Origin of the sequence: uncultured Thiohalocapsa sp., from assembly GCF_913062725.1 — a bacterium.
In the GTDB taxonomy this organism is placed as follows: Bacteria; Pseudomonadota; Gammaproteobacteria; order Chromatiales; family Chromatiaceae; genus Thiohalocapsa.
In genome coordinates, this window is the sequence record NZ_CAJXWY010000031.1 from 22372 (window position 1) to 47263 (window position 24892).

At 67.8% G+C, this 24892-nt stretch carries 21 protein-coding genes; 3 read left to right on the plus strand and 18 right to left on the minus strand.

All coding sequences use genetic code 11. The features are described from left to right. Positions 1 to 238: 238 nt before the first annotated feature. The 11 genes from QZ588_RS10125 to QZ588_RS10175 form a co-directional block, all read right to left on the minus strand. Positions 239 to 595, minus strand: a complete 357-nt coding sequence (locus QZ588_RS10125) for a hypothetical protein (protein ID WP_295542320.1) — start codon at positions 593 to 595, stop codon at positions 239 to 241. A gap of 3 nt (positions 596 to 598) precedes the next feature. Beyond that, entirely contained in the window at positions 599 to 1702 is a 1104-nt protein-coding gene (locus QZ588_RS10130) for a phytoene/squalene synthase family protein (protein ID WP_295542322.1), read from the minus strand. Continuing rightward, the gene (locus QZ588_RS10135) at positions 1680 to 3191 is read right to left on the minus strand and encodes a phytoene desaturase (protein ID WP_295542324.1); all 1512 of its coding nucleotides are present in this window, start codon (positions 3189 to 3191) and stop codon (positions 1680 to 1682) included. The genes QZ588_RS10130 and QZ588_RS10135 overlap by 23 nt, the downstream gene beginning before the upstream one ends. A gap of 225 nt (positions 3192 to 3416) precedes the next feature. Continuing rightward, the gene (locus tag QZ588_RS10140; protein ID WP_295542327.1) at positions 3417 to 4844 is read right to left on the minus strand and encodes a hypothetical protein; all 1428 of its coding nucleotides are present in this window, start codon (positions 4842 to 4844) and stop codon (positions 3417 to 3419) included. A 202-nt stretch (positions 4845 to 5046) separates the two neighbouring features. Beyond that, on the minus strand, positions 5047 to 5325 hold the full coding sequence (locus tag QZ588_RS10145) for a hypothetical protein (RefSeq protein ID WP_295542329.1): 279 nt from the start codon (positions 5323 to 5325) through the stop codon (positions 5047 to 5049). 124 nt (positions 5326 to 5449) lie between these two features. Continuing rightward, complete coding sequence (locus QZ588_RS10150; protein WP_295542331.1) at positions 5450 to 6832, minus strand: TRAP transporter large permease subunit; 1383 nt, start codon at positions 6830 to 6832, stop codon at positions 5450 to 5452. Beyond that, entirely contained in the window at positions 6825 to 7463 is a 639-nt protein-coding gene (locus QZ588_RS10155; protein ID WP_295542333.1) for a TRAP transporter small permease subunit, read from the minus strand. The genes QZ588_RS10150 and QZ588_RS10155 overlap by 8 nt, the downstream gene beginning before the upstream one ends. Before the next feature lie 55 nt (positions 7464 to 7518). Then, positions 7519 to 7887 carry a DUF2782 domain-containing protein gene (locus QZ588_RS10160; protein ID WP_295542335.1) on the minus strand — a complete coding sequence of 123 codons (369 nt, stop codon included), beginning with the start codon at positions 7885 to 7887 and terminating at the stop codon, positions 7519 to 7521. Between the two features lie 159 nt (positions 7888 to 8046). Next, on the minus strand, positions 8047 to 8823 hold the full coding sequence (gene cobJ / locus QZ588_RS10165; RefSeq protein WP_295542337.1) for a precorrin-3B C(17)-methyltransferase: 777 nt from the start codon (positions 8821 to 8823) through the stop codon (positions 8047 to 8049). Continuing rightward, positions 8820 to 9641, minus strand: coding sequence for a precorrin-2 C(20)-methyltransferase (locus tag QZ588_RS10170; protein WP_295542339.1), 822 nt, complete (start codon positions 9639 to 9641; stop codon positions 8820 to 8822). The genes cobJ and QZ588_RS10170 overlap by 4 nt, the downstream gene beginning before the upstream one ends. Next, a complete protein-coding gene (locus QZ588_RS10175) occupies positions 9638 to 10285 on the minus strand; it encodes a precorrin-8X methylmutase (RefSeq protein WP_295542341.1) in 648 nt (215 codons plus the stop codon). The genes QZ588_RS10170 and QZ588_RS10175 overlap by 4 nt, the downstream gene beginning before the upstream one ends. Before the next feature lie 136 nt (positions 10286 to 10421). On the opposite strand from QZ588_RS10175, the gene cbiE reads away from it, so the two are divergent. Further along, positions 10422 to 11711 (plus strand): precorrin-6y C5,15-methyltransferase (decarboxylating) subunit CbiE, encoded by a 1290-nt coding sequence (gene cbiE, locus QZ588_RS10180; protein ID WP_295542343.1) that lies wholly within the window; start codon positions 10422 to 10424, stop codon positions 11709 to 11711. Between the two features lie 361 nt (positions 11712 to 12072). Beyond that, positions 12073 to 13755 (plus strand): MFS transporter, encoded by a 1683-nt coding sequence (locus QZ588_RS10185; RefSeq protein WP_295542345.1) that lies wholly within the window; start codon positions 12073 to 12075, stop codon positions 13753 to 13755. 75 nt (positions 13756 to 13830) lie between these two features. Here QZ588_RS10185 and ppa read toward each other — a convergent pair whose 3' ends face one another. The 7 genes from ppa to QZ588_RS10220 all read right to left on the minus strand — a co-directional run bounded on the left by ppa (position 13831) and on the right by QZ588_RS10220 (position 24406). Beyond that, on the minus strand, positions 13831 to 14379 hold the full coding sequence (gene ppa / locus QZ588_RS10190; protein WP_295542347.1) for an inorganic diphosphatase: 549 nt from the start codon (positions 14377 to 14379) through the stop codon (positions 13831 to 13833). A gap of 277 nt (positions 14380 to 14656) precedes the next feature. Beyond that, complete coding sequence (locus QZ588_RS10195) at positions 14657 to 16738, minus strand: sodium-translocating pyrophosphatase (RefSeq protein WP_295542349.1); 2082 nt, start codon at positions 16736 to 16738, stop codon at positions 14657 to 14659. 62 nt (positions 16739 to 16800) lie between these two features. Next, the gene (locus QZ588_RS10200; RefSeq protein ID WP_295542351.1) at positions 16801 to 18996 is read right to left on the minus strand and encodes a sodium-translocating pyrophosphatase; all 2196 of its coding nucleotides are present in this window, start codon (positions 18994 to 18996) and stop codon (positions 16801 to 16803) included. 244 nt (positions 18997 to 19240) lie between these two features. Beyond that, complete coding sequence (locus tag QZ588_RS10205) at positions 19241 to 20017, minus strand: hypothetical protein (RefSeq protein ID WP_295542353.1); 777 nt, start codon at positions 20015 to 20017, stop codon at positions 19241 to 19243. A gap of 330 nt (positions 20018 to 20347) precedes the next feature. Continuing rightward, entirely contained in the window at positions 20348 to 21601 is a 1254-nt protein-coding gene (locus QZ588_RS10210) for a 6-phosphofructokinase (RefSeq protein ID WP_295542355.1), read from the minus strand. Between the two features lie 458 nt (positions 21602 to 22059). Then, a complete protein-coding gene (locus tag QZ588_RS10215; RefSeq protein ID WP_295542357.1) occupies positions 22060 to 23310 on the minus strand; it encodes a DUF3322 and DUF2220 domain-containing protein in 1251 nt (416 codons plus the stop codon). Beyond that, on the minus strand, positions 23288 to 24406 hold the full coding sequence (locus tag QZ588_RS10220; protein WP_295542358.1) for an SbcC/MukB-like Walker B domain-containing protein: 1119 nt from the start codon (positions 24404 to 24406) through the stop codon (positions 23288 to 23290). The genes QZ588_RS10215 and QZ588_RS10220 overlap by 23 nt, the downstream gene beginning before the upstream one ends. 178 nt (positions 24407 to 24584) lie before the next feature. Between QZ588_RS10220 and QZ588_RS10225 the strand changes: the two genes are divergently transcribed. Further along, positions 24585 to 24892 (plus strand): transposase family protein (locus QZ588_RS10225; RefSeq protein WP_295542360.1); only part of this gene is annotated, 308 nt, incomplete at its 3' end.

Sequence of the window (24892 nt, forward strand, 5' to 3'; positions counted from 1 at the left end):
CTGTCGGATCCGGCTCACCGCCCGCCACGATACCGAAGGTCGCGCCATCGCGAGGAGCTCGCAGTGAACGGCGCCGGCCGCGTGCGGCTCGACGCCACCGAGTCCATGGACGCGCCGCCCCGGCGCAGCGGCATTGCGCCGAAAACGCCGAGCGCCGGCAGCCGCTCAGGCTGCCGGCGCTGCTCGTGCGCCGCGTCCTGCTCGCGGGCCGGTCTGCCCGCTCACCGTCAGGTCGCCGTCAGGCCGGCTGGGACAGATCCAGGCCGAGCTTCGAGTAGGCGGTCTTCATGACCATGAAGACACTGTAGCCCACCACCAGCACGATGAGGCCGAAGAGATCGACCACGGAGAGGTAGAGCTTGAGATCGGAGAGGAAATAGCCGCCCACCAGCAGCAGCGACGCAAAGGCGCCATACATGGCGTAGAACGGCAGCATGGCGGTGCCCATGGAGGCGAGCGCCGGATCGATCTGCTGCGCTTTGCCGGATACGGCGGCACGCTCACGGGCAGCCAGAACCTTCTTGCGATGGTTGATGGCCATGTAGATCAGCCAGACGCCGATGATCAGGCAGACGGCTCCGAGGTAGTAGCGCATGGGTCAGCCTCCAGTACGCGTCACGGGGAGTATGTCGCCGCCGAGCCGCTCCATGGACTGGCCCATGCGGTCACGCTCCTCCAGGGTTTCGAACAGATCAAGCAACCAGACCACCTTCTGGCCGATACGCGGGCGGCCCGTGGCATCACGGCCCGGTAGGGCGGGTGCCGCCGCGACGGCATCGATCAGGAAGCGGTTCTCCTCCAGCGGTGCTGCGTCACAGCCTCCGCCCGGGAAGGGCGTGACGGCAATGGCCTGGCTCAATAACGCCATCTTTCGCGCCTTGGACACCACGGCCCGCTGCGATACGGCATCGAAGCCATTACGGGCCACCTCGTGACCGATTTCGGCATACAGCAGGCGAGCGGCATAGATGCCGGGCCGGCAGCCGACGGGCAGCCTGGCGATGCCCGTCTCGGCACGCCGGTACAGCACCCCGGCCAGCGCCAGCACGCGCTCGACGACCTCGCCCAGGGCCGGGGTGAAACGCGGCTCGGCGAGGAACTCTTCCGGGTCGATGCCCGCCTCGCACAGCCAGTCGAGCGGCAGATAGATGCGCCCATTGCGGGCGTCTTCGCCCACATCGCGACAGATGTTGGTGAGCTGCATGGCGCTGCCGAGATCGCAGGCACGGGCGAGCACCGCCGGTGCGCGTACACCCATCAGCGCCGTCATCATGGCGCCCACGGCGGCGGCGACCCGGGCGGAGTAGTCGAGCACGCCGGAGATGGTGTGGTAGCTACGCCCCTCGGCATCCCAGGCAAAGCCGTCCAGCAGGGCATCCGGCAGCTCGCGGGGTATATGGAACCGTCTGACGGCGCCGGCGAAGGCACGGTCCACCGGATGCGCCTCGGGCTCGCCCGCATAAATGCGATCGAGACGCGTGTGCAGCTCCGCCAGCGCCGCGCATTGGTCATCACGACAGTCGATGGCGTCGTCGGCGATGCGGCAGAAGGCATACAGCGCCGATGCGGGCTGACGCACGGCCTTGGGCAGGAAGAAAGACGCGGCGTGGAACGACTTGGAGCCGTTGCTCAACAACGCCCGGCAGGCCGCCAGGTCCGCCGGGTCCGCGAAACAACGCTCAGTGTGCGAAAACAGAAGCATCGGGCACCACCTTGTCGAGTACGCGGGCGGTGGAGATGACCCCGGGAACGCCGGCGCCGGGATGCGTGCCCGCGCCGACGAAATAGAGGTGCTCCACTTCCTCGCTTTTGTTGTGCGGACGCAGCCAGGCGCTCTGCCAGAGCACGGGCTCGAGGCTGAATCCGGCGCCCTTATACGACAGCAGGCGCTCACGGAAATCGATGGGCGTCGTCACCAGCGATGTGGCCAGGTGATCCCTGAGCCCCGGCAGCACGGTACGATCCAAATAGTCTTCGACGGCCTGGCGGTAGGGCTCGGCGCGTTCGGCCCAGTCGGTGTCGCCGTCCAGGTGCGGCACCGGTGCCAGCACATAGAAGGCATCACAGCCGGCGGGCGCCACGCTCGGGTCGGTGGCCGTCGGCCGATGCAGGTACAGGCTGAAGTCGTCCGCCAGCGTCTTTTTATGGAAGATGTCGGACAGCAGGCCCTGGTAGCGGGGCCCGAGCAGGATGGAGTGATGCGGCACGTCCGGATACTGGCGCTTGGTGCCGAAGTACCAGACGAACAGCCCGCTGGAGTAGCGCGACACCTCAAGCCGCCAGTCCGGCCACTTACGGCGCTTCACGCTCGGCAGCAGGTGCTTGTGCGTCCAGGCAAAGTCCGAATTGGCGACGACGATGTCGGCCGCGAGCTGCTCGCCGCTCTTGAGTCGCACGCCCGTCGCTCTGCGGTTGCTGGTGGTGATCTCGGCGACCTCGGCGTTGCAGCGGATGCTGCTGCCCTGCCCCTTGATCAGGCTCGCCAGCCCGTCGACGATGGCGCCGGTGCCGCCGATGGCGGAGTGCACACCCCAGTGCCGCTCGAGATACGAGATGAGCGCATAGATGGAGCTGACGGAGAATGGATTGCCGCCGATCAGCAGCGGATGGAAGGACAGGGCCGTGCGCAACCGCTCGTCCTTGACGTATTTGGACACCATGCCGTGGACGCTGCGGTAGCTCTGCAGTTTCAGCATCTTTGGCACGATGCGGGCCATGTCCGTCCAATGCGTGAAGGGCACGTGGCCCAGCTCCACGAAGCCCACTTCGAAGATCTTGCGGCTTTCCTCCAGGTAGCGCTCGTAGCCCGCGACATCGTCCGGCGAAAACCGGGCCACCTGTGCGCGCATGGCCGCCTCGTCGGCGTTAGTGTCGAAGGTGGTGCCGTCGTCGAAGCGAATCCGATAGAAGGGGTCCATCGGGCGCAGATCGATGTCGTCGGCAAAGCGCCGACCGGCCATCTCCCAGAGTTCTTCGAGCAGGAAGGGCGCGGTGATGATGGTGGGACCGGCGTCGAACCTGAAGCCGTCACGCTCGTGCACGTAGGCGCGCCCGCCGGGCTTGTCGAGCTTCTCGAGCACCGTGACCCGATAGCCGCGGTATGCGAGGCGGATGGCAGCCGCGAGCCCGCCGAAGCCGCTGCCGACGACAATCGCATGCGGCTGGCCCGCCGTCACAGTCGGGGCGGGCAAATCGGAAGGAGCGCGCGGAGGGGCCGTCGTCACGTGTCAACCTAGCCTGATGTCAAGTGTGGCTGACAGTATAGCAACGTCCGTCGACGCTGCACCATAGGCTGTGACGGGTGGAGGTGGCCGCGTTTGTGCGGGATCAAGCCGATGGCGATTCGTTGCCCGCGGGAGGCGCCCGATATTGTGTACGAAACAGCGCAAACGTGCGCGCCACATCCGCGCTTCGGCTCACTCGGGACTCTCTCCCAGCGTCTGGTAGTACTGCTTGACGTCCTCACCGATGGTCGCGGTGATCTGGTAGAAGACCTCCCGCGGCATGCGCACCGGACGATCGTTCACCTGGTCGGTTTGGGCGCAGGTCTCGGCGATCAGCCGATAGAGATAATTCAGCACGAACCGCGGCTGTCGAAGCCGATCCAGCGCCGCCAGTATCTCCCGCCTCGGCATCTCCTCGTCGAACAGATTGCTCAGCGGATACGGCTGACTCGGGTCGGTGCGACAGATACGCAATCGGTCGGACATCATGTCGTAGAGCTGCTTATCCCCCCAGCGAAAGGGATAGATGATCTTCTGCTTGTCGAAGCGCGCTTCGTTCGCCTTCTCGGAGCTCGCCTTGCGAACCGCCTCGTAGAGCTGACGTGGCAGCAGCATCTTAAAGCTCAGATTGGGGTGCAGTTGCAGAATGCGGTTGTTCCACAACGGCCAGACGAAGTCCTCCATGCGCTCGCGGGCGCCGTTGATCAGCGAGGGCTCATCGACCTTGTCCATGACCACCACGATCTGCCGATAGCCGAGGCTCATCATGACATCGATGAACTTGGTCATGAATAAACGTCGGACGTCGTCGTTATCGCGCCAGCCCCGGCGCTTGACATCCTGATCCTGCAAGTAGCTGCTCGGGACCGAGCGCAGTGCCCGCCTGATATCCTTGGGATTGCGTGAGCGCACCAGGATCTCGCGCGCCGCAGCCCGAGCGACGCCGGCGTAGAAGACTTGGCGCACCAGGGGTACGATGCCGAGCGTCAACAATCCGACGAAGGTGCCGTTGATGCCCCTGCGCATGCGGCCCATCAGGCGCTGCGGCAACAGTCGCGCCCGCAAATCATGCATGATCCGGTTGTACCGATCCGGCGGACCGCTGAGGTAGAAGGCCATCAGCATCATGAGATCGTGGCGCTGATAGGTTTCCAGCGGATCGAGCGCGATACTACCGTCGCCGAGCTCCGCCAGCAGGGCCTCCATGCCACAGACAAGGATTGCGTCGAGGTGCTGCGCGAGACCGAAATCCTTCAGCGTGATCGCCGTCTCGCGCTTGCGGTCTTGTTCGGCGCGGCGCTTGAAAGCCTCGAGAAAGCTGTTGAAGTCGTCGTAGCTGATGAGCAGGATGCGCTCGGCGTGCTCGCGGTTGAAATGCGCGATGTTCTTCTCGAGCGCCAGGCGCAGGGCGGATTTACCGCTGCCCTTGACGCCGAAGATCATGGAGGTGCCGCGCCCCGGGGGCTCGCCGAAGAACTTGTCCCAGGCCTGATGATTGAACGCGTAGCCCGACTCATTGACGAGATCCTCGAACACCTTGTCGTTCTGCGCCTCCTCCTCGATGAAAGGATTGCGCTGAAGCCCGTGCGACTTCAGGAATTGCGACATCGTAATGGACATGAAAAGAATACCTGTTCGACATCCTGGCCGGTCGCGGCTGTGCCGCGAACGAGGCATCGCTCGTTCGGCACAGCACAGCCCGCGGCTGTCGCGCGAAGGCGCCTATCGCCGTCGGACGGGCTCTCGGCGGTGCTGTTGTGGCTGCACGCTCACGCCAGCGCGCAGTCCACCGGTGGTTGCCAGCGGTGCGGCGGGGGAAGTGTCAGAGTTTTGCCGAGTGCTCCACGAGCACGAAAGTCATCACGGCGAAGGAGCCGAGCAGCACCAGCACGCGTGGCAGTAGTGATCGGCTCGAAAACCCATCGAGCTTGCGCTTCAGCTCGCAGATGAAGCTGCCGTCGCGGGCTTCGCGCATCTGGCAAACCCGCAGCGCGAAGCGCGCCAGGAGCCGACGCGTCAGCTCGAAGGCGGCATGCAGAAACACGACAAGTGCCAGTACGAAGACCAGACCCCAGACCCAATTTTCTAGGTGTACCATCATACTCTGGAAGCGTTGAAAGGTGCGGTTGCGGGCAGGATCTAACCCTGAATATCCTGCGTCTATCGTGCCACAGCGTCGGCGGACTGTCTCGCCGGCGGACAAAGGGGTCAGAGCCCTTAACGCCCTAGGAATAGACGGCGTCCGGCAGCCAGGTGGCGAGCCCGGGGAACAGCGCCAGGGCCCCGAGCATCAGCAATTGCAGCACAATGAAGGGCAGCACGCCCCGGTAAATCTGCGCCGTGGTGACCGCCGCCGGCGCCACACCGCGCAGGTAGAACAGCGAGAAGCCGAAGGGCGGGGTGAGGAAGGACGTCTGCAAATTGATGGCGATCATCACGCCGAGCCACACCGGGTCAAGCCCCATGGCCAGCAGCACCGGGCCGACGATGGGGACGACGACGAAGGTGATCTCGATGAAGTCGAGGATGAACCCGAGCAGGAACATCACCAGCATCACCAGCGCCACGGCACCGACCACCCCGCCCGGCAGCGCGGTGAGGAAGTCCGTTACTACTTCGTCGCCGCCGAAGCCGCGGAACACCAGCGAGAAAACCGCCGCGCCGATGAAAATGAGGAACACCATGCTGGTGACCACGGTGGTTTGTTGCACAACCGCCGTGAGCGTGCGCAGATTCAGCCGACGCTGGAAGGCCGCCAGCAGCAAGGCACCCACCGCCCCCACCGAGGCGGCCTCCGTGGGTGTGGCCACACCGTAGAGGATGGAGCCCAGCACCGCCACGATGAGCCCCAGCGGCGGCAGCAGCACCTTGACCACCCGCAGCCAGAAGCGCCAGTCGTGCTGCGGGCGCTCGGCGGCGGGGATGGCCGGCACCGCGGCGGGCCGGAGCACGGCCACGCCCACCATGTAGCCGATGTAGGCCGCCACCAGCAGCAGCCCGGGAATGATGGCGCCGATGAACAGATCCCCCACCGACACCGTGTCCGGCGAGAAAATGCCTAGGTCGAGCTGTGCTTGCTGATAGGCCGCCGACAACACATCCCCCAGCAGCACCAGCACGATGGACGGCGGAATGATCTGCCCCAAGGTGCCGGCGGCACAGATGGTGCCGGCGGCCACACTGGGTGCATAGTTGCGCCGAAGCATGGTGGGCAGGGACAAAAGCCCCATGGTGACCACGGTGGCGCCGACGATGCCGGTGCTCGCCGCCAGCAGCATGCCCACCACCGTGACCGAGATACCCAGGCCCCCGCGCATGGGCCCGAACAGCACTGCCATGGTGTCGAGCAGATGCTCGGCCACCTTGGAGCGCTCCAGCATCACGCCCATGAAAACGAACAGCGGCACGGCGATGAGCGTCTCGTTGGTCATGACGCCGTAGATCCGATTGGGCAGCGCCGCGATGAAGGCATGATCGAAGAGCCCGAGCCACTCGCCGATGAAGGCGAACACCAGCGCGGTGCCGCCCAGCGACAGCGCCACGGGATAACCCAGCAGCAGCACCGCGCCAACGGCAAGGAACAACAGCAGCGGCATCAGCTCAGCCATCGGTCGGTGCCCCCGCACCGGCATCCTGTGCGCCGCCGCCCACGGCACGTCCACCGACCGCTGCTGCCGGCGCGGCCGCCGCCACGCCCGCCAGGAAGAGTCCGCTGCGCAGCACCCAGACGACGCCCTGCAGCAGCAAGAGCACCGGCATCACTAACAGCAGGCTCTTGAGCCAATACACATAGGGAAGACCGCCGGCCTCCCGCGAGCCCTCCTTGACCGCCCAGGAATCGCTGACGTAGTCCCACGACGACGCCAGCATGAACAGACAGATGGGCGCCAATAGCACCAGGGTGCCCAGCAGATCGACCCAGGCGCGCGCGCGGGGTGGAAAGCGCTGGTAGAAGATGTCGACACGGACATGGCCGTTGCGCTGCAGGGTGAAGGCGACGCCGAGCATGAACAGCACGGCGTGCATGTAGGTGACGGACTCCTGCAGGGCGATGGAGCCTTGATCGAGCCCATAGCGCAGCACCACCACCAGAAAGGTCACCAGCACCATGGCCAGCGCGAGCCAGGCGATGACGCGACCGATCCAGGCGTTCACCAGGTCCAGCCAAGTCGCCAGACGCAGCAGTGCCGCCCGGAGTCCGCCCACGGCCAACGACGCGTCCTCGGTCATATCTGTCATCAACGCTTACGGCCGGCGGCCCCCGGGGCGCCTCTGCCCCCGCCGCATGCCAGCGTCACCAGCTGAACAACAGCCACTGCGGCAGGGCGAGATTCGGCGGGCGGTCTTCCTGCACGTCGAGGGTGCCGTCGCCGTCGGTGTCCAGCAGGTAGTAGGGCGGACCTGCGACGGGCTCGATCTTGACCATGTACACCTGCCCCTTGACCCGGTACTCATAGATGACCTTCTCGTCGGTCTCGATGATGGTGACCTCCGGCTCCACCCGCCCTCCCTGGGCGGGCGGTGCGGGCACCGCCGGCGCCGACAGGAAGGGGCTCTCCTCCTCGGGCTGGGCGGCGGCCGTGGCACAAAAGCCAAGCCCGCTGCAGGCGATGAGCAGCAGCAGCGGGAGGGTGGCGGACGGCGAAAAGCGGTGGGCTTGCATGACGGTCCGAATGCAGCTGGCGAATGGCCTTAGTGTATTACGGATACGCCCGCTAAGGGACGACTGTCGCGGCACGCGGGTCCGCCAGCGCGCACGGCGGACGGCGTACGGGCCCGCGCAGCACCCGGGACCCGGGCCACACGGGCGGTTCCCGGCCGTTCAGTAAAAGCGCGGTGTATAGACCCAGCAGCCGCCGTCCGGGCGCTCGATGCGGCGGGTGCGCGACGAGCCGACGATGACGACGGTGCGCATGTCCACCTGCTCGGGGCGCAGCGCGGCCAGGCGGGTGACCGTAAGCTGCTCCGCGGGGCGGCCCACGTCGCGGCCGAGCACCACGGGGGTGTGCGCCGCGCGCCGCGCGCGGATCAGCGCCAGCGCCTGCGCGAACTGGTCCGGACGCGCCTTGGAGCGCGGGTTGTAGAGGGCCAGCACCAGGTCCGCCTCGCAGACCAGCGCCAGGCGGCGCTCGATCTCGGCCCAGGGCTTGAGATTGTCGGACAGGGACAGGGCACAGAAATCGTGCCCCAGCGGCGCACCCGCCAGGGCGGCGGCGGCCTGGGCGGCGGAGACGCCGGGCAGGATGGCAAGCCGCACCTGCCGCCAGGCGGGATCATCGGCGTGGTCCAGGGCCTCGAGCACGGCGGCGGCCATGGCGAATACCCCGGGGTCGCCGGAGGAGACCATCGCCACCCGGGCGCCGCCGGCGGCGAGACCGAAGGCGTGGCGGGCGCGGTGCAGTTCCTCGCGGTTGTCCGAGGCGAGCACGCGCTGGTGTGCGGCGAAGGGCCCGGCGAGGTCCAGATAGGTCTGGTAGCCGAGGATATCAGTAGCAGCGGCCAGCGCGGCGCTGACCGCCGGTGTGCGCTGCGCGGCGCTGCCCGGCCCGAGGCCGACGACGGTGAGACTGCCGGCGGCGTGGGCGTCGACGGCGCTCACGCGCCCTGCCACTGCTCGCCCGGCAGCAGCAGCATGGAGAAGTAGGGCACCGAGGCCGGGTCGATCTCGGCGAGGGGCAGGATGCGCTCGCCGGCCATGGTGGCGCGCTCCACATAGAGCGCCCGGTGAGCAACACCCAGGCGCGTCAGCACCCGCCGCACCTTCTCGAAATTGCTGCCGAGCTTCATGATGGCGGCGGCGTCGGCGTCCTGCAGGCGGCGCTCCAGCTCCGCCTCCGGCAGGGTGCCGGCGAGCACCAGCATGCTCTGGTCGCGATAGACCAGCGGCGTGCCAAGCGCCGCCGCGCTGGCCACCACCGAGCAGACGCCCGGCACCACGTCGGCCCGAAAGCGCCCGGCCAGGCGGTCGTGCAGGTACATGAACGAGCCGTAGAAGAAGGGGTCACCCTCACACAGCGCCGCCACATCGCGCCCGGCGGCGAGATGACCGGCGACCAGGTCAGCGGCGCGGTCGTAGAAGCGGCGCATGATGCCCTCGTAGTCGAAGGGCGGCGCCGGGATGCGGCCGGTCACCGGGTATACCAGCGGCAGCAGGATCTGGTCCGGGCGCAGATGCTCCGCCACCGTGGTGTAGGCGTTGCCCCGTTTTCTGGGTCCGGCGTAGTAGGCCACCACCGGCGCCGCGCGCAGCAGCCGCAGCGCTTTGAGCGTGAGTAGTTCCGGGTCGCCGGGGCCGACACCGATCCCGTACAGCCGGCCGACGGTCTGGTCGGGGGTGCCGCCACCGGCGGTTGCATCGGCGGGCGCGCCAGCGTGGTGTTGGCGCGGGGCGTCGGGACGGGCATCGAAGGGGCTCATGCGGCGTGCGGCCCGGCGGCTGCCGGCTCCCGGCCGAGGGCGTTGACAGCGGCGGCGGCCATAGCGCTGCCGCCGCGGCGCCCGCGCAGGGTCACATAGGGCACGCCGCGGCTTTCCTCCGCCAGTGCCTGCTTGGACTCGGCGGCGCCGACGAAGCCCACCGGGAAGCCAAGTATCAGCGCCGGCCGCGGTGCGCCGTCGTCCAGCATCTCCAGCAGCCGGAACAGCGCCGTCGGCGCATTACCGATGACCACCACGGCGCCGGCGAGCTGATCGCGCCACAGCTCCATGGCGGCGGCGGTGCGGGTGTTGCCGAGCGCCCGGGCCAGCGCCGGCACCCGCGGGTCGGCCAGGGTGCAGACCACGGGATTGTCCACCGGCAGCCGCGCGCGGGTGATGCCCTCAGCGGACATGCGCCCATCGCAGAGAATGGCGGCGCCGGCGGCGAGGGCTTGCTGCCCCGCGCGGCCGGCGTCGGGGGAGAACAGCAGGTCGTCGACGACGTCCGGCATGCCGCAGGCGTGAGCGACACGCACCGCCAGCGCTTCCAGATCCGCCGGTATGCGGTCCAGATCCGCCTCGGCGCGGATGATGGCGAAGGATTCGCGATAGATGGCGTCGGCGTCGCGATTGTATGGCAGCATCGGCGATGGGCTTGGACGGCGGTGCGAGTCGGCGGCTCGGGCCGCAGACCGAAACCGCCAGTAGGCGCAGAAATATCCAACTGTACCGGCTGATGCCGCCATCCACCAGGGGGTTAACCCCAGAACAATGGGACGCATGTCAACGAACGCGCAATTTGCCCCAGCCACAGCGAGTCATCCCTGGCTCAGTATTATCGGCATCGGCGAGGACGGCCTGAGCGGCCTCGGCGCCGCCGCCGAGGGGGCCATCGCCGCGGCTGCGGTGGTCTTCGGCGCCCGCCGCCACCTGGCGCTGTTGCCGGCGCGGTTGCCGGGCCAGTGCGCGCACCAGCGCCGTGAGCCCTGGCCGCAGCCCTTTGACCTCGCATTCGGGCGTGTTCTGGAGTTGCGCAACACGCCCGTTTGCGTGCTCACCAGCGGTGATCCCCTGTGGTTCGGCGCCGGCGCCAAGCTTGCGGCGCAGCTGGCGCCCGGCGAGTATCGGGTGCTGCCGGCGCTGTCGTCGGCGCAGCTGGCGGCGGCGCGGCTCGGCTGGCCACTGCAGGCCGCCACCGTGCTGCGGCCGGTGTGCGCCGACCCACCGCTGGCGCCGGCGGTGGCCCTGACGCGGGTGCGGCTGCATCTGGCCGACGGCGCCCGGCTGTTGATCCTCTCCGCCGATGCACACACCCCAGGGCTGCTGGCGGCCCTGTTGCGGGCCGACGGCTGGGGCGCGAGCCGGCTCACCGTGTTCGAGCGCCTGGGCGGCCCGGCGGAGCAGCGCATCGAGGCCACCGCGGATGACTGGAGCACGACGGACGTGGACCCGCTCAACCTCGTCGCGGTGCACTGCCGGGCGCCCGCGGACTGGGTGCCGCGCCCGCGCCGGTGTGCCCTGCCTGATGATGCCTTCAGCCACGATGGCCAGCTCACCAAGCGCGACGTGCGGGCCCTGAGCCTGAGCCGGCTTGCGCCCGGCCCCGGCGAGCTGCTGTGGGACGTGGGCGCCGGCTGCGGCAGTATCGGTATCGAGTGGCTGCGGGCGGAAGACGGCTGCCGCGCCATCGCCATCGAGCCCGACGCCGCGCGGCGGGCGCTCATCGTGCGCAATGCCGCAGCCCTGGGCGTGCCGGAGCTGTTAGTGGTGGCGGGACGGGCGCCGGCGGCGCTGGCGGACCTGCCGGCCCCCGATGCCGTCTTCATCGGCGGCGGGCTGACCACGGCAGGCGTCGCAGCGCGCTGCTGGGCGGCGCTGCGCCCGGGCGGCCGCCTGGTGGCCAATGCCGTGACGGTACAGAGCGAGGCGACATTGGCGGCGCTGCGGGCGCAGATCGGCGGCGCCCTGACGCGGATACAGGTGGCAGACGCCGCGCCGCTGGGGCGCTTCGACGCCTGGCGCCCGGCCATGCCCATCACCATGCTGGCCGCGATCAAGGGCGGGGGCTAAAGTCTGGGGGCGAGCCTACAGGGCGAGCGTCCTTAGGCCGTGCCCGCCCTTGTATACCCGCCGCATCCCGGTTTTCGGTTGCTGCGCGCTGACGCCTGCGCCGACTGTTGACATCCGCCGGGTCTCAATGCCCCATGCGGTCTGTCCCGTCGAACCGGCTCGTGCAGGCCGGGACTGTGCTCAGCCTGATGATTCAGCTGGCGTTGGCCGCGCCTGATTTGGATAGACTACTCGGCGTTGGCACCCAAAACCCTGGCCCTCCCCCTGCGCATGCGCGGATTCCGGCGGGTTCTCGGATTCGAGCGCGCATTGGCAGGTGATGGGAGCCGTGCCCAGGTCATCGCAGGAGAGCCGCAGCCGCATGAGCAAGCCCGCAGAGCCGAACGCCAATGTCCCGGATGCCCTTCCGGCTGCCCCGCCGGAGGCCAGCCGGGGGGCCAACCCGGCAGTCGCCTCCGCCACCGCTGCCCCAGCTTCCGCCGGCGCCGCAGACAGCACCAACACCGGAGCGGCGACACGGCGCTGGCGCGACGCGCTGGCGGCCTTCCGCGATCGGCGCGTGGTGACCATGCTGTTCCTCGGCTTTGCGGCGGGCATCCCGCTACTGCTGATTTTCTCGTCGCTGTCGTTGTGGCTGCGGGAGGCGGGTGTGGAGCGTCATGCCGTCACCTTCTTCAGCTGGGCGGCGCTGGGCTACTCCTTTAAGTTCGTCTGGGCGCCGCTGGTGGACCGTTTGCCGCTGCCCTGGCTCACCCGACGGCTGGGGCGCCGCCGCGGCTGGCTGCTGGTGGCACAGATCGCCATCGTCACCGCCATCGCGCTGATGGCGTCCATCGACCCCGCTGGGGGCCCCGATGCCCTGGTGCGCATGGCCCTCGCCGCCGTGATGCTGGGCTTCTCGGCGGCCACCCAGGACATCTGCATCGACGCCTTCCGCATCGAGTCGGCGCCGCCTGCTCTCCAGGGCATGCTCTCGGCGGCCTATATCGTCGGCTACCGGATCGGCATGATCACCAGCGGCGCCGGGGCCTTGTTCCTGGCGGCGGCATTCATGTCCTCGGCCGAGCAGTATTCCTTTGCGGCCTGGAGCCTGACCTACAGCATCATGGCCGGCACCATGCTGGTGGGCATCGTCACAACGCTTTTGGTGGCGGAGCCGGCGCGCAACCGCCAGCTGAGCTATCCCTATCCGGCCACGGCCTATGCGCGGCTGGTGCTGGTGTTTTTGTGCGCGGCGACGGCTTTCGCGGGAACCTTTTTCCTCAGCGGCGGGACCTTCGCGGCACTCAAGAACGCCGCGGGCGGCGGCGCCCTGGCGACGCTGCTGGTGGAGGCGGTGCGCCTGGCGCTCGCCATCGGGCTCGCCGGACTGGTGGGCTGGGGGCTGGTGAAGCTGGGCGCCGTGGACCGGGCCATGGCCGCTGAGACCTGGGTGGCGCCGGTGCTGGATTTCTTCCGGCGCTACGGGCTGGCCACGGCGCTGCTGCTGCTGGCGCTGGTGGGGCTGTACCGGATTTCAGACATCGTGCTCGGCGTCATCGCCAATGTCTTCTACCAGGACATCGGCTTTACCAAGCCGCAGATCGCCAAGGCCGTGAACACCTTCGGCGTGATCGTCAGCATCATCGGCGGTTTCCTCGGCGGCCTGCTGGCCACGCGCTTTGGCGTCATGCGCATCCTGATGCTCGGCGCCATCCTGTCAGCCGCCACCAACCTCGCCTTTGTCGGCCTCGCCTACGCCGGACACAACGTACCGCTGATGTACGCGACGGTGTTCGCCGACAACCTCGCCGCGGGGCTGGCCAGCGCCGCCTTCGTCGCCTTCCTGTCCAGCCTGACCAATATCCAGTTCACGGCGGTGCAGTACGCCATTTTCAGTTCGCTGATGACCCTGCTGCCGAAGACCCTGGGCGGCTACTCCGGCGGCATCGTCGACGGCATCGGCTACCCCGGCTTCTTCATCTTCACAACCCTCATCGGCGTGCCGGTGCTGCTGCTGGTGTGGCTCGCCGGGCGCAAGCTCGCCATCCGCGACGCCGCCTGAGCGGCAACCCCGGCGCGCCCCGGGACGTGTGATCGCGGGGCGAGCACACCGGATGCAAACGGCCGGGCGTGTGGATCAGAAATGTGGCTTCTCGGGCGCGTCGTCGAACATGCTGACGCTGGCCATGATCTCTTCCCGGGCCTCTTCGCGCCCGCCCCAGCCGCCGACGCGTACCCACTTGCCCTCGTCGAGGTCTTTGTAGTGCTCAAAGAAGTGGGCGATCTGGTCCAGCAAATGTGGCGGCATGTCACGGAAGCTAGTGATGTTGCGATAGCCCTTGAACAGCTTATCGATGGGCAGCGCCAGGATTTTCGCATCATCGCCGGACTCGTCGGTCATCTTCAGCACACCGATGGGCCGGCACTGGATGACGGAGCCCGGAATCAGCGGGTAGGGGGTGACCACCATGACGTCCACCGGGTCGCCGTCGGCGGATAGCGTGTGTGGGACATAGCCATAATTGCACGGATAGTGCATGGCGGTGGACATGAAGCGATCGACGAACATGGCCCCGGTCTCTTTGTCCATCTCATACTTGACGGGCTCGGAGTGGGATGGAATCTCGATGATGACGTTGATCTCGTTGGGGACTCTTTCGCCGCGGGTGACGCGTTGCAGGTCCATGGGGAGGCTCCTCAGTGGTTGGCTGGGGTGATTGGCTGGGGTGGCGGACCGGGGTAATCGACCGGATTGATTGACTGGCTGATCGCATCCCGTCGGCGGCGGTGGGGACACCGCGGTCGGGACGGGGGAAGTCCTGAGTGTAACGCAGGTGCAGCAAAGCTGCCGGCGCTTGCCCCCACAAACACCGCGGTAGCGATGGCGGCGCCATGGTGGGCATCCGGTGGTGGCCTTCGATGACGCATCCACCGCTGCGTCCGGGGCGCGCCGACGTATGACGTCAGACGATCAACGGCACCAGCAGCAGCGCCAGTATGTTGATGATTTTGATCAGCGGATTCACGGCGGGGCCGGCGGTGTCCTTGTAGGGATCGCCGACGGTGTCGCCGATGACCGAGGCCTTGTGGGCCTCCGAGCCCGATCCGCCGAAATTGCCCTGCTCGATGAATTTCTTGGCATTGTCCCAGGCGCCGCCGCCGGCGGTCATGGAGATGGCGACGAAGAGTCCGGTGACGATGGTGCCGATCAGCATCCCCCCCAGTGCCAGGGCGCCGGCATCGCCGCCCATGAGCCACCGCATGCCGAAGGCGACCACCACAGGCACCAGCAGCGGCAGCAGCGAGGGTACGATCATCTCCTTGATGGCCGAGCGCGTCAGCAGATCCACGGCACGACAATAGTCGGGTTGCTGCGTGCCATCCATGATGCCGGGCATGGCTCGGAACTGCCGGCGCACCTCGGTGACGACCCCTCCCGCAGCGCGGTTGACGGCCTCCAGCGCCAGCGCCGCGAACAGATAAGGCACCAGGGCCCCCACGAAGAGGCCGATCAGCACCGCCGGGTCATCCAGCCGGAAGGCCAGCGCCTTGCCCGCCGCCGCCAGGGTATGCGTGAAATCCGCAAACAGCACCAAGGCTGCGAGGGCGGCGGAGCTGATGGCGTAGCCCTTGGTGACGGCCTCGGTGATATTGCCGACCGCGTCCAGACGGTCGGTGATGCGACGGATTTCCTGGTCCATCGCCGCCATCTCGGCGATGCCACCGGCGTTGTCGGCGATGGGCCCATAGGCATCCAGCGCAACGATCATGCCCGTCATGCTGAGCATGGCCGTGGCGGCGATGGCGATGCCGTACAGCCCGGCCATGGCATAGGCGCCCAAAATCGCCAAACAGATGACGATCGCCGGCGCCGCCGTGGCTTTCATGGCGACCCCCAGGCCGGCGATGATATTGGTGGCATGCCCGATGGTGGACGCCTTGGCGATGGCCCGCACGGGCCCGTAGTCCATGCCGGTGTAGTATTCGGTGATGATCACCGTGAGACCGGTGAGTGCAAGCCCGACGCCGGCGGCGCCGAGGATGCCCCAGCGGCTGATGACCTCGCCGGTGGCGGGCAGCAGCAGCGTCGGCGGCAGCAGCAGCCAGGTGATGGGAATGAACAGCAGCAAGGCAATAATGCTGGCGGCGGTGAGGCCCTTGTAGAGCACCGCCATGATGCGCTCGGCGTCGTCCTCCGCCTTGACGAAATAAGTGCCGATCACCGTGGCCAGAATGGCCGCGCCGCCGAGCGCCAGCGGATAGACGATGGCGGTGGCGCCGTGATCGCCGAGAGTCAGCCCGCCGAGCAGCATGGTGGCCACCAGGGTGACGGCATAGGTCTCGAACAGGTCGGCGGCCATACCGGCGCAGTCGCCCACGTTATCGCCGACGTTATCCGCAATCACCGCCGGATTCCGGGGGTCGTCCTCCGGAATGCCGGCCTCCACCTTGCCGACGAGATCGGCACCCACGTCGGCACCTTTGGTGAAGATGCCACCGCCCAGGCGTGCGAACAGGGAGATCAGCGAGCCGCCGAAGGCGAGCCCGAGCAGTGCGTAAAGCGCCTCCTGCTGCCCCTGTGCATCCATCGGGTCCGCCGGCGCCAGCCAGAGGTAGTACCCGGCAACGCCGAGTAATGCCAAGCCCACCACCAGCAGGCCCGTGATCGCACCGCCGCGGAAGGCGACCTGTAGCGCCGCGTTCGTACCATGGTGCGCGGCCTGGGCGGTACGGGCATTTGCGCGCACCGACACCGACATACCAATGTAGCCCGCAGTACCCGACAACAGGGCGCCGAGCAGGAACCCCGTGGCGGTTGCGGGCCCCAGCAGATGCCAGAGGGCGGCCATCACCACCAAGCCCACGACGATGATGGCCAGAGACTGTCGGCGCAGGTAAGTGGCGGCGCCCTGCTGAATGATGCCGGCGACCTCTGCCATACGCGCGTCGCCTCGGGACTGGGCCAGCACCCAGCGGATGGACGCCATGCCGTAGCCCAGGGCGATGAGGGCGCAGACAATGGCAAAGACCGAGGATACGGACATCGTCTTGTCAGTTCCTCAGCAGCATTGCGCGGTGGCAGCACGCGCCACACCAGAGCAGCCCATCAAAGCAACGCGAAGGAAACGGTCACGCCGGTCATGACGATGGCGACGATGCTCATGAGCTTGATGAGGATGTTGAGGCTGGGCCCCGAGGTGTCTTTGAAGGGATCACCAATGGTGTCGCCGATGACCGAGGCGCGGTGAGCGGTGGAGTTCTTGCCGCCATGATGGCCAGCCTCGATGTACTTTTTGGCGTTGTCCCAGGCGCCGCCGGCGTTGGACAGGAACACCGCCAGGGCAAAGCCCGTGGCCAGCCCGCCCACCAGCAGGCCGATCACGCCGGCGACGCCGAACAGCAGACCCACCAGCACGGGGGCCGCAACGGCGATCACCGAGGGCAGGATCATCTCGCGCTGGGCGCCGACGGTGGAGATGGCCACGCAGCGCTCGTAGTCCGGGTCCGCCTGGCCGCGCAGGATGTCTGGGTTGCCTTGGAACTGCCGGCGCACCTCTTCCACCATCAACTGCGCGGCGCGGCCCACCGCCAGCACCGTGAGGCCACTGAACGCAAAGGCCACCATGGCACCGAGGAAGAGCGCAATCAGCACCACTGGATTCAGCAGCGTGACGTTGAAGTAGGCCATGAACTGCAGCAGGCTGGCATCTGCCGTCGCCACCGAAGCACCATCCGGCAGCGCCAGCGTGGTGATGCCGGCGGCGATGAGGTCGATGCGGATTACCTCCACGTAGGAGGCGATCAGCGCCAGCGCCGTCAGCGCCGCCGAGCCGATGGCGAAGCCCTTACCGGTGGCGGCGGTGGTGTTGCCCAGCGAGTCCAGGGCGTCGGTGCGCGCGCGCACCTCAGGTCCCAGGCCGCTCATCTCGGCATTGCCGCCGGCGTTGTCGGCGATGGGCCCATAGGCATCGCTGGCCAGCGTAATGCCGAGGGTGGAGAGCATGCCCACGGCGGCGATGGCCACACCGTAGAGCCCGTGGCCCATCTGCGCCACGTCGAAGTCGGCCGCGAACAGGAATGACAGCATGGTGCCGGCGCCCACGGCCACCACGGGCGGGATGCTGGAGAGCATGCCGACACCGATGCCGGCGATGACCGTGGTCGCCGCCCCGCCCTCGGCGGCGCGGGCGATGCTGCGTGTGGGCCGGTAAGAGGGCGAGGTGAAATACTCCGTGGAGCGGCCGATGACGATGCCCGTCACCAGCCCCGTCACCACCGCGGCCCAGATGCCCCAGGTGTTCTCGATGCCCAGCAGCCAGAGCACGCCGGCGGCGGCGACCACGATGAGAGCGGCGCTGACATTGATGCCGCGCGACAGCGCATGCAGCAGCTCGCGCTGGTCCGCCCCCTCGCGGGTCTTTACCAGATAGACACCCAACACCGACAGCAGGATGCCGATGCCGGCGATGGCGAGCGGCGCCACCACCGCTTTGAGCTGCATGGCGGGCTCGCTGACGTAGGCCGCCGCCCCCAGGGCGCAGGCGGCGAGGATGGAGCCGCAATAGGACTCGAACAGGTCCGCGCCCATGCCGGCGACGTCGCCGACGTTGTCGCCGACGTTGTCGGCGATGACCGCCGGGTTGCGCGGGTCATCTTCCGGGATACCGGCCTCGACCTTGCCCACGAGGTCCGCCCCCACGTCGGCGGCCTTGGTGTAGATGCCGCCACCGACGCGGGCGAACAGCGCCTGCAGCGACGCCCCCATGCTGAAGGTCAGCACCGTGGTGGTCACCAGCACCAGTCGCGACCCCTCGCTGGCGTCGCCGGGGGTGAAAAGATCCACCAAAATGAACCAGAACACCAGGTTGGCCAGGCCAAGACCCACCACCACCAAGCCCATCACCGCGCCGCTGCGGAACGAGATCCGCAGTGCCTTGCCCAGTGAGGCCTGCGCCGCGGCCGTGGTGCGGGTGGCGGCGCGGGTGGCCGTCTGCATGCCGAAATAACCGGCGAGTGCAGAGAAAAAACCGCCGAAGACAAAGGTCACCGGCAGCCAGGGGTTCTGGATGCCGAGACCATAGGCGAGATAGGCGAAGACGCCGGCCACCACCGCGAACACCAGCAGCATGATCTTGTACTGCTGGCGCAGATAGGCCATGGCGCCATTGCGCACATGGCCGCCGATGGTGCGCATGGTCTCGTTGCCTTCGTCCTCGGCCTGCATTTCCTTGTAGAAGCGCCAGGCGAAGATCATGGCGACGACGGCGGCGAGCGGGGCGATCCAGAAAACGGGCTCAGTCATGTCATCGGTACCGCAGATGTGATGGGCGAGGGACTGAATCGAATGCCGGTCGCACGCCGTCCGCGGCGGCACCAGCGCCGTGCCCGGGATGCTGGCGGCACCCGGGCTCCTGCGCGCCCGGCGCGCCATGCAACGCCCGGGCGGCACCGGGCGTCCGGCCCGATGCTGGATGGCCCAAAAACCTCAGCGCGAGTGCAGCGCGCATGCCGCCCCGCGCGGGCGATACCGGCCGGTGGCGGCTTGATCAGTCGAAGCGTGTCACCTGTGCCGAGCGCCACCAGTCGTAGTGCTTGGACTGAAGCTCCTCGTGGCTTGGGAACGGATAATAGGCAAAGTCCGCATGGTCGCCGACATAAAAACCGCGCTCCACCATGCGGTAGATGATGCCCTGCCTCACCTGCCGCATGACGAGCTTGCTGTCTTTGGTGTTGTGCTCAAAGTCCAGGAGCACGTCCCGCAAATGGCCGATGGCGGGATATGGCAGGTCATCGGCGTTGCCGTTGGCCGGGTCGGCCCAGAGTGCGCCGAGCTTCAGCTCGGCGAAGGCGATACGCGGGACGTTGACCGGGTGTTGTGGATCGGTGATGGAGCGGCAGAAATCCCGCGGCTCCAGCCGGCTCGCCACCAACGGCCGCACGGGGCAGAACTCCTGATAGAGGTGCAGCGAATAGGCGTTGTCTGCGGTGTAGTCACCGCGGGTGAGCTCCAGCGTGCGGCCGTCGTCGGTGACCAGGTAGAGGTTGCCGAGGGCCGACACCGGCACCCGGGCGAGGGCGGTGTAGATGCCGAGGTAAACCGAGGACTTGGGCGCACCGCTCGGCTGGGTGACGCAGCGCTCGTCGGCGAGGTGGAAGGGAAAGTCACCGCCGCGGAAGGACGGATCCACCTCGAAGAACATGGCTTGGTCATGGGCGTGCAGATGTCTGCCCACGGCGTAGTAGGCGCCGAAAGCCGCGGGCTCCAGTTGCGAGGCGATCAGCGCCTCCGGGATCAGCGACAGATACAGCCGATAATCGCTCATCGATACCCCCGTGGGATTGCGCTGGGTGGAAGGAAAGCGCAACGACTGGCGTTGGCAAATACGCTAACGGAAATCCCTGTACTTTGCAGCAACCATTTTTTGACACCGCCCATTGGCCTGCGTAGCCCCAGCTGCCCGGCCTAACGGTTTACCGCGAGGCGTTACCTTGCCGGTACTTGAGCCATCGCGCCCCATGGCGCCCTTGCACCATGCCACTGCGCCTTCGTGACCCGGACCGACACACCGACGGCGAGTCCCGCGCCCGGCCCGCCGGCCAGCGCCGTAACGGGGTCGGCGCTGCTCCGCCCCCGCGCCGCGTGACGCGGGCCGTCAGACCTCGAATGGCCCGAGCTTTTTCTCCACGGCGACGTTCTCCAGGGTCACGTACTTGGGCAGGCCGTTCTCGTAGGGCGGGTAGTCCTCACCTGAGATGAGTGGATAGAGATACTCGCGGCAGGGCTCGGTGATGCCGTAGCCGTCTTCGCTGATGAAGTCCCGGGGCATGAACTTCTCCACATTGGCCACCTCGGACAGGGGCGCTTCGCCCACCTCCCAGACGTAGGGGGCCGAGGACTTGCGCACCACCGTCGGCATGATGGCACTGTGGCCCTGGAGCGCGTATTCCACGCCGGCCTTGCCCAGCGCATAGGCCTGCTCCACGTCGGACTTGGACGCCAGATGGCGGGCGGCGCGCTGGAGATAATCCGCCACCGCCCAGTGGAACTTGTAGCCCTTGGCCGCTTTGACCATGTTGGCCACCACCGGCGCGGCGCCGCCGAGCTGGGCATGGCCAAAGGCGTCGCGGGTGCCCTGCTCGGCCAGGAAGCGTCCGTCCGGGTAATGGCAGCCCTCGGACACCACGACGGTGCAGTAGCCGTGGGTCTGCACCTTGGCCTCCACCGCGGCGATGAACTTATCGTGGTCGAACTCGATCTCCGGAAACAGCGTGATCACCGGAATCCCCTGGTCCGCCACCAGCGCGCCGGCGGCGGCGATCCAGCCGGCGTGGCGGCCCATGACCTCCAGCACGAAAAGCTTGGTGCTGGTGGCGGCCATGGAGCGCACATCGAAGCTCGCCTCCAGGGTGGAGGTGGCGATGTACTTGGCCACGGAGCCGAAGCCCGGGCAGTTGTCGGTGATGGGCAGGTCGTTGTCGACGGTCTTGGGCACGTGAATGGCCTGCACCGGGAAGCCCATCGTCTCTGACAGCTGGCTCACCTTGTAGCAGGTGTCGGCGGAGTCGCCGCCGCCGTTGTAGAAGAAGTAGCCGATGTCGTGGGCCTTGAAGACCTCGATCAGGCGCTCGTATTCGCGCCGGTTGGCTTCCAGGCTTTTCAGCTTGTAGCGGCAGGAGCCGAAGGCACCCGAGGGCGTGTGGCGCAACGCGGCGATGTTCTCCGCCGACTCGCGGCCGGTGTCGATGAGATCCTCCGTCAGCGCGCCGATGATGCCGTTACGCCCGGCGTAGACGTTGGCGATCCTGTCGGTGTGCTGGCGGGCGGTCTCGATGACGCCGCAGGCGGAGGCGTTGATCACCGCCGTCACACCGCCGGATTGGGCGTAGAAGGCGTTCTTCGCGGTCATGGCTGTCCCCTTTTCGTGTTGCATCGCCGCAGCGATCGTCGGCTTGGGCCGCGCCCGGCACGCGTTGGCGGCATACCTGTTGCGCGGCGCAGGTCAAAAACCCACCCGGGGCTTGGGCTGGAGCAGATCCCCGCTTACCGGCACCGCCTGCATCGCTGGCCTGCACCTGCGAGACCCGGGCTCCGCGCTCAGCGAGGCTATTGCCAGGCTGCGGCATGCGGACATGGCGCAGGCGATGGCCTGGTGCCGGCTGCCCCGTGACTGAAATCGGACTCGGCTCAGGGCGCCCGCTGACCTGAGGAACACCCGGAGTGGGCTTCCGTGGAGCCAGAAGGCTGGTTAGGGCCTAAGCCTACAAAATCGCCGCCACCCGCGCATCGAAATCCCGCTGATGGGCGTATCGAAAGACTCGATGCGGTTCGGGCGCTTTCGGCGGCGCCGGCGCTCCAGGCGCGGACTCAGGGGGCATGCCGGGCTGCGCGGATGGCTTGCCACGCGTAGCCCCACTCGATGCGCTCCTGCTCCAGGCGCACCCGCTCACCCCAGCGGTGAGTCAGCAGCCCCTCGCAGACCCGGCGCTCGTCGGCCGTGAGGCGTGCCAGCGGCCCGGCGGCGGGCTTGTCTTCGCGCTGCCAGAGATCGCGGTGCCGCAGCAGCGTCTCGGCGTCCATCAATAACGAGCGTACCCCCGGCAGATGGCTGCGCAGTCGGCTCAGGATGGCGAAGCCGTGGGTGTCGAGATCGCCCCAGTAGTGGCAGGGGCGGTTGCGCAGCCAGGGGATGGCAGCAAAGACCTCGACGGCATAACCGCGGGCCATGCAGCAGACGCTGCCCGGCAAGTCATCGAAGGCGAGGCCGGTCTGCAGGTTCTCGACCATGAAGACCCGCGCCGGCGCCAGTGCCAGCGCGGCGATCTGCTCCACCGGCGCGGTGATATCGCCCAGGCCGCCGACGATGGCTCGCAGCGCCGGGTCCAGGATGCGCACGCGCATGAGATCCGGCTCGCGGCGCAGGCCGGCGAGGCTGTACAAATCGGCATCCCCCGGCGTTGCTCCGGCCCCGTACAACTGCCGATGCTGGGCGAGCAGATCCACCAGCCGCGCGCGTTGCGCACCGATCCACTTGGTGTCGATGCCCGGAATCGGGAGCTGGCGGCTGTAGAGCCCGGAGTCGGGGTGCGCGATGAGCCAGCCCAGCACGGCCAGCAGCCGCTCGAAATCCGCGGGTTGCGCGTCCGCGAGCCAGTCGTAATGGCGCCCGACCCGGAGCGCCGGTCCGCCCGTCGCACCGCCGTTCACCGCTGCACGGGGATCGGAATCACCATCGGGTGCCAACAGCCCGCGCAGGGCCACCGCACGCGCCCAGGCGACCCGCCATGGCGCCTGCTCCCCGAGCCAGGCCGCCACCTGGGCGGGCTCGGCCAGCACCAGCCGTTCCGGCAGGCGCTGGCGGCCGAGCCCGGGCCATTGGCGCTCAGTCCAGAGCAGTTCACCAGGGCGCTGCGGGTCGGTACCCACCGCAGCCCAATCCTCGATCCAATCCCGCACCCCCGCCAGGTCTTGCGCCGCCTCGCGCTCCGTCGGCGGGTGCAGGAGGATGCTCAGCGGCCAGCTGCCGGCGCCGTCCAGCCAGGTGCGGCGGCCGCCGTTCCAGCGCCGGCGCAGCAGGGCGGCGACGCCGCCCGGATCAAGGCGACCAGCGCCGGCCATCGACGGGCTCCACCGACCGCGGTGTGCCCGACGGCAAGTCAGCGGCGGTTGGCGTGGACAGCAACGAGGCGGCTGTGGGCTCGGGCCGGGCCGACGCCGCCGTCGCTGATGCCGCCTCCTGCGCACCGGCTTCGGGCAGCGCCAGGCGCTTGCGCGTTTGGTCGTAGGCGATCTGCAGGGTCGTCGAATGCTTGCGCTCGCGGATGTCGACGAAGCAGGCGCCGCCGATGAAGGGCTCCAGGGTCATCACCGATTTCAGCGGTGTAGCGACGATCATCTGGAAGCCGAAACCCTCGAAGATGCGCATGGCCAGCTCGGTGAACTCATTGTCGGCCTTGCCGAAGGCCTCGTCGAGGACCACCGGGGCGTAGCGCGGCAGGCCGCCTTCCCGCCCGCCGAGCTGGTAGCGCAGGGCGGCGGCGAGGCAGGTGGTGGCGAGCTTCTCACGCTGACCGCCGGACTTGCCGGCACCGGAGCGGTAGACCTCCACTTCGCGGCCGTCGACGTCCAGCTCGCGGCCGATGAACTCCACATGCAGGCGCACGTCCAGCACCTGCTGGCGCCAGCGCTTGTCGTCCGGCTCCTGGCCGGCGAGCCGGTCGACCATGGCGGCCAGCGTCTTGAACCTGGACTCGGCGTCGGCGGCGTCGAGCTGGGCACTCCAGACGTGCTCCAGCACTTCGCGCACCTGCTCGCGAAACACCAGCACATCCGGCAGCTGACGTTCGCTGACCTGGATCTGCAGATGGGTGCCGGTGTTGAATTCGGCCTCGGCGAGACCCTCGTTCACCAGGGCCATGCGCTCGCGGATCTGCCGGCGGGCCTCGTCGACGTGGCGCGCGAGCGCGGCCAGATTCTCGGTGCTCTGATCCTTGAGCAGCGCGGCGAAGCGCGCCTCGAAGCGCGGCAGCCCGTCCTGCTCGATGCGGGTCAGCAGACGCAGATACTCGGGCGCCGAGGCCAGGGTCTCATCCAGGTCGGCGGCCGCCATGGGCCAACCGCGCCGGAAGGCGCCAAATTGGCGCTCGATCCGGGTGGCGAGATCATTGCGCGCGTTCTGCGCGGTGCTGCGCGCGTGGTGCAGCTCGCGCTCCACCTGGCGGGCACGCTGATCGAGATTGGTCAGCGTGAGCGGGGTCTGCGACGTCTCGAAGGCTCTTCGGGATCTCAGTAGGGTACAATATCCTGTAGTAACAGCCAGTTAGAGCGACGAGGAGATCAACATTAGCGCGAACAACGAGCCACTGCGGCAAGCCCTTGAGTCATTGCTCGACTTGCCCCAGACGCGGGTCGAAGAGGCCTTTGAAGACCGCAACGGACACATTCAAGTGAAGCTGGTCAGCACCCAGGTCGGAACCACCTGCCACCGCTGTGGCAAGTGGGCAACACAGCCCAATGGTTCCAGCGAATGGCTCACGGTGCGTCACCTCGACCTGCTCGGCAAGCCCGTCTACCTGCGTTTTCGCCTCCCGCGTTACCGCTGTGACTGCGACGACGGTCCCACCAGCACGCAGCAGGTCAGTTGGTACAACCGGCGCAGTCGCTTCACCAAGGCCTATGAGGCGCATCTGCTGCTGGCCTG

Coding starts and splice junctions, on each gene's coding strand:
- QZ588_RS10125 (WP_295542320.1), bottom strand. CDS start 595: ATGCGCTACTACCTCGGAGCCGTCTGCCTGATCATCGGCGTCTGGCTG.
- QZ588_RS10210 (WP_295542355.1), bottom strand. CDS start 21,601: ATGACCGCGAAGAACGCCTTCTACGCCCAATCCGGCGGTGTGACGGCG.
- cbiE (WP_295542343.1), top strand. CDS start 10,422: ATGTCAACGAACGCGCAATTTGCCCCAGCCACAGCGAGTCATCCCTGG.
- QZ588_RS10155 (WP_295542333.1), bottom strand. CDS start 7,463: ATGACAGATATGACCGAGGACGCGTCGTTGGCCGTGGGCGGACTCCGG.
- QZ588_RS10145 (WP_295542329.1), bottom strand. CDS start 5,325: ATGATGGTACACCTAGAAAATTGGGTCTGGGGTCTGGTCTTCGTACTG.
- QZ588_RS10150 (WP_295542331.1), bottom strand. CDS start 6,832: ATGGCTGAGCTGATGCCGCTGCTGTTGTTCCTTGCCGTTGGCGCGGTG.
- QZ588_RS10160 (WP_295542335.1), bottom strand. CDS start 7,887: ATGCAAGCCCACCGCTTTTCGCCGTCCGCCACCCTCCCGCTGCTGCTG.
- QZ588_RS10140 (WP_295542327.1), bottom strand. CDS start 4,844: ATGTCCATTACGATGTCGCAATTCCTGAAGTCGCACGGGCTTCAGCGC.
- QZ588_RS10215 (WP_295542357.1), bottom strand. CDS start 23,310: ATGGCCGGCGCTGGTCGCCTTGATCCGGGCGGCGTCGCCGCCCTGCTG.
- QZ588_RS10175 (WP_295542341.1), bottom strand. CDS start 10,285: ATGCTGCCATACAATCGCGACGCCGACGCCATCTATCGCGAATCCTTC.
- QZ588_RS10200 (WP_295542351.1), bottom strand. CDS start 18,996: ATGACTGAGCCCGTTTTCTGGATCGCCCCGCTCGCCGCCGTCGTCGCC.
- ppa (WP_295542347.1), bottom strand. CDS start 14,379: ATGGACCTGCAACGCGTCACCCGCGGCGAAAGAGTCCCCAACGAGATC.
- QZ588_RS10170 (WP_295542339.1), bottom strand. CDS start 9,641: ATGAGCCCCTTCGATGCCCGTCCCGACGCCCCGCGCCAACACCACGCT.
- QZ588_RS10130 (WP_295542322.1), bottom strand. CDS start 1,702: ATGCTTCTGTTTTCGCACACTGAGCGTTGTTTCGCGGACCCGGCGGAC.
- QZ588_RS10205 (WP_295542353.1), bottom strand. CDS start 20,017: ATGAGCGATTATCGGCTGTATCTGTCGCTGATCCCGGAGGCGCTGATC.
- QZ588_RS10185 (WP_295542345.1), top strand. CDS start 12,073: ATGAGCAAGCCCGCAGAGCCGAACGCCAATGTCCCGGATGCCCTTCCG.
- QZ588_RS10195 (WP_295542349.1), bottom strand. CDS start 16,738: ATGTCCGTATCCTCGGTCTTTGCCATTGTCTGCGCCCTCATCGCCCTG.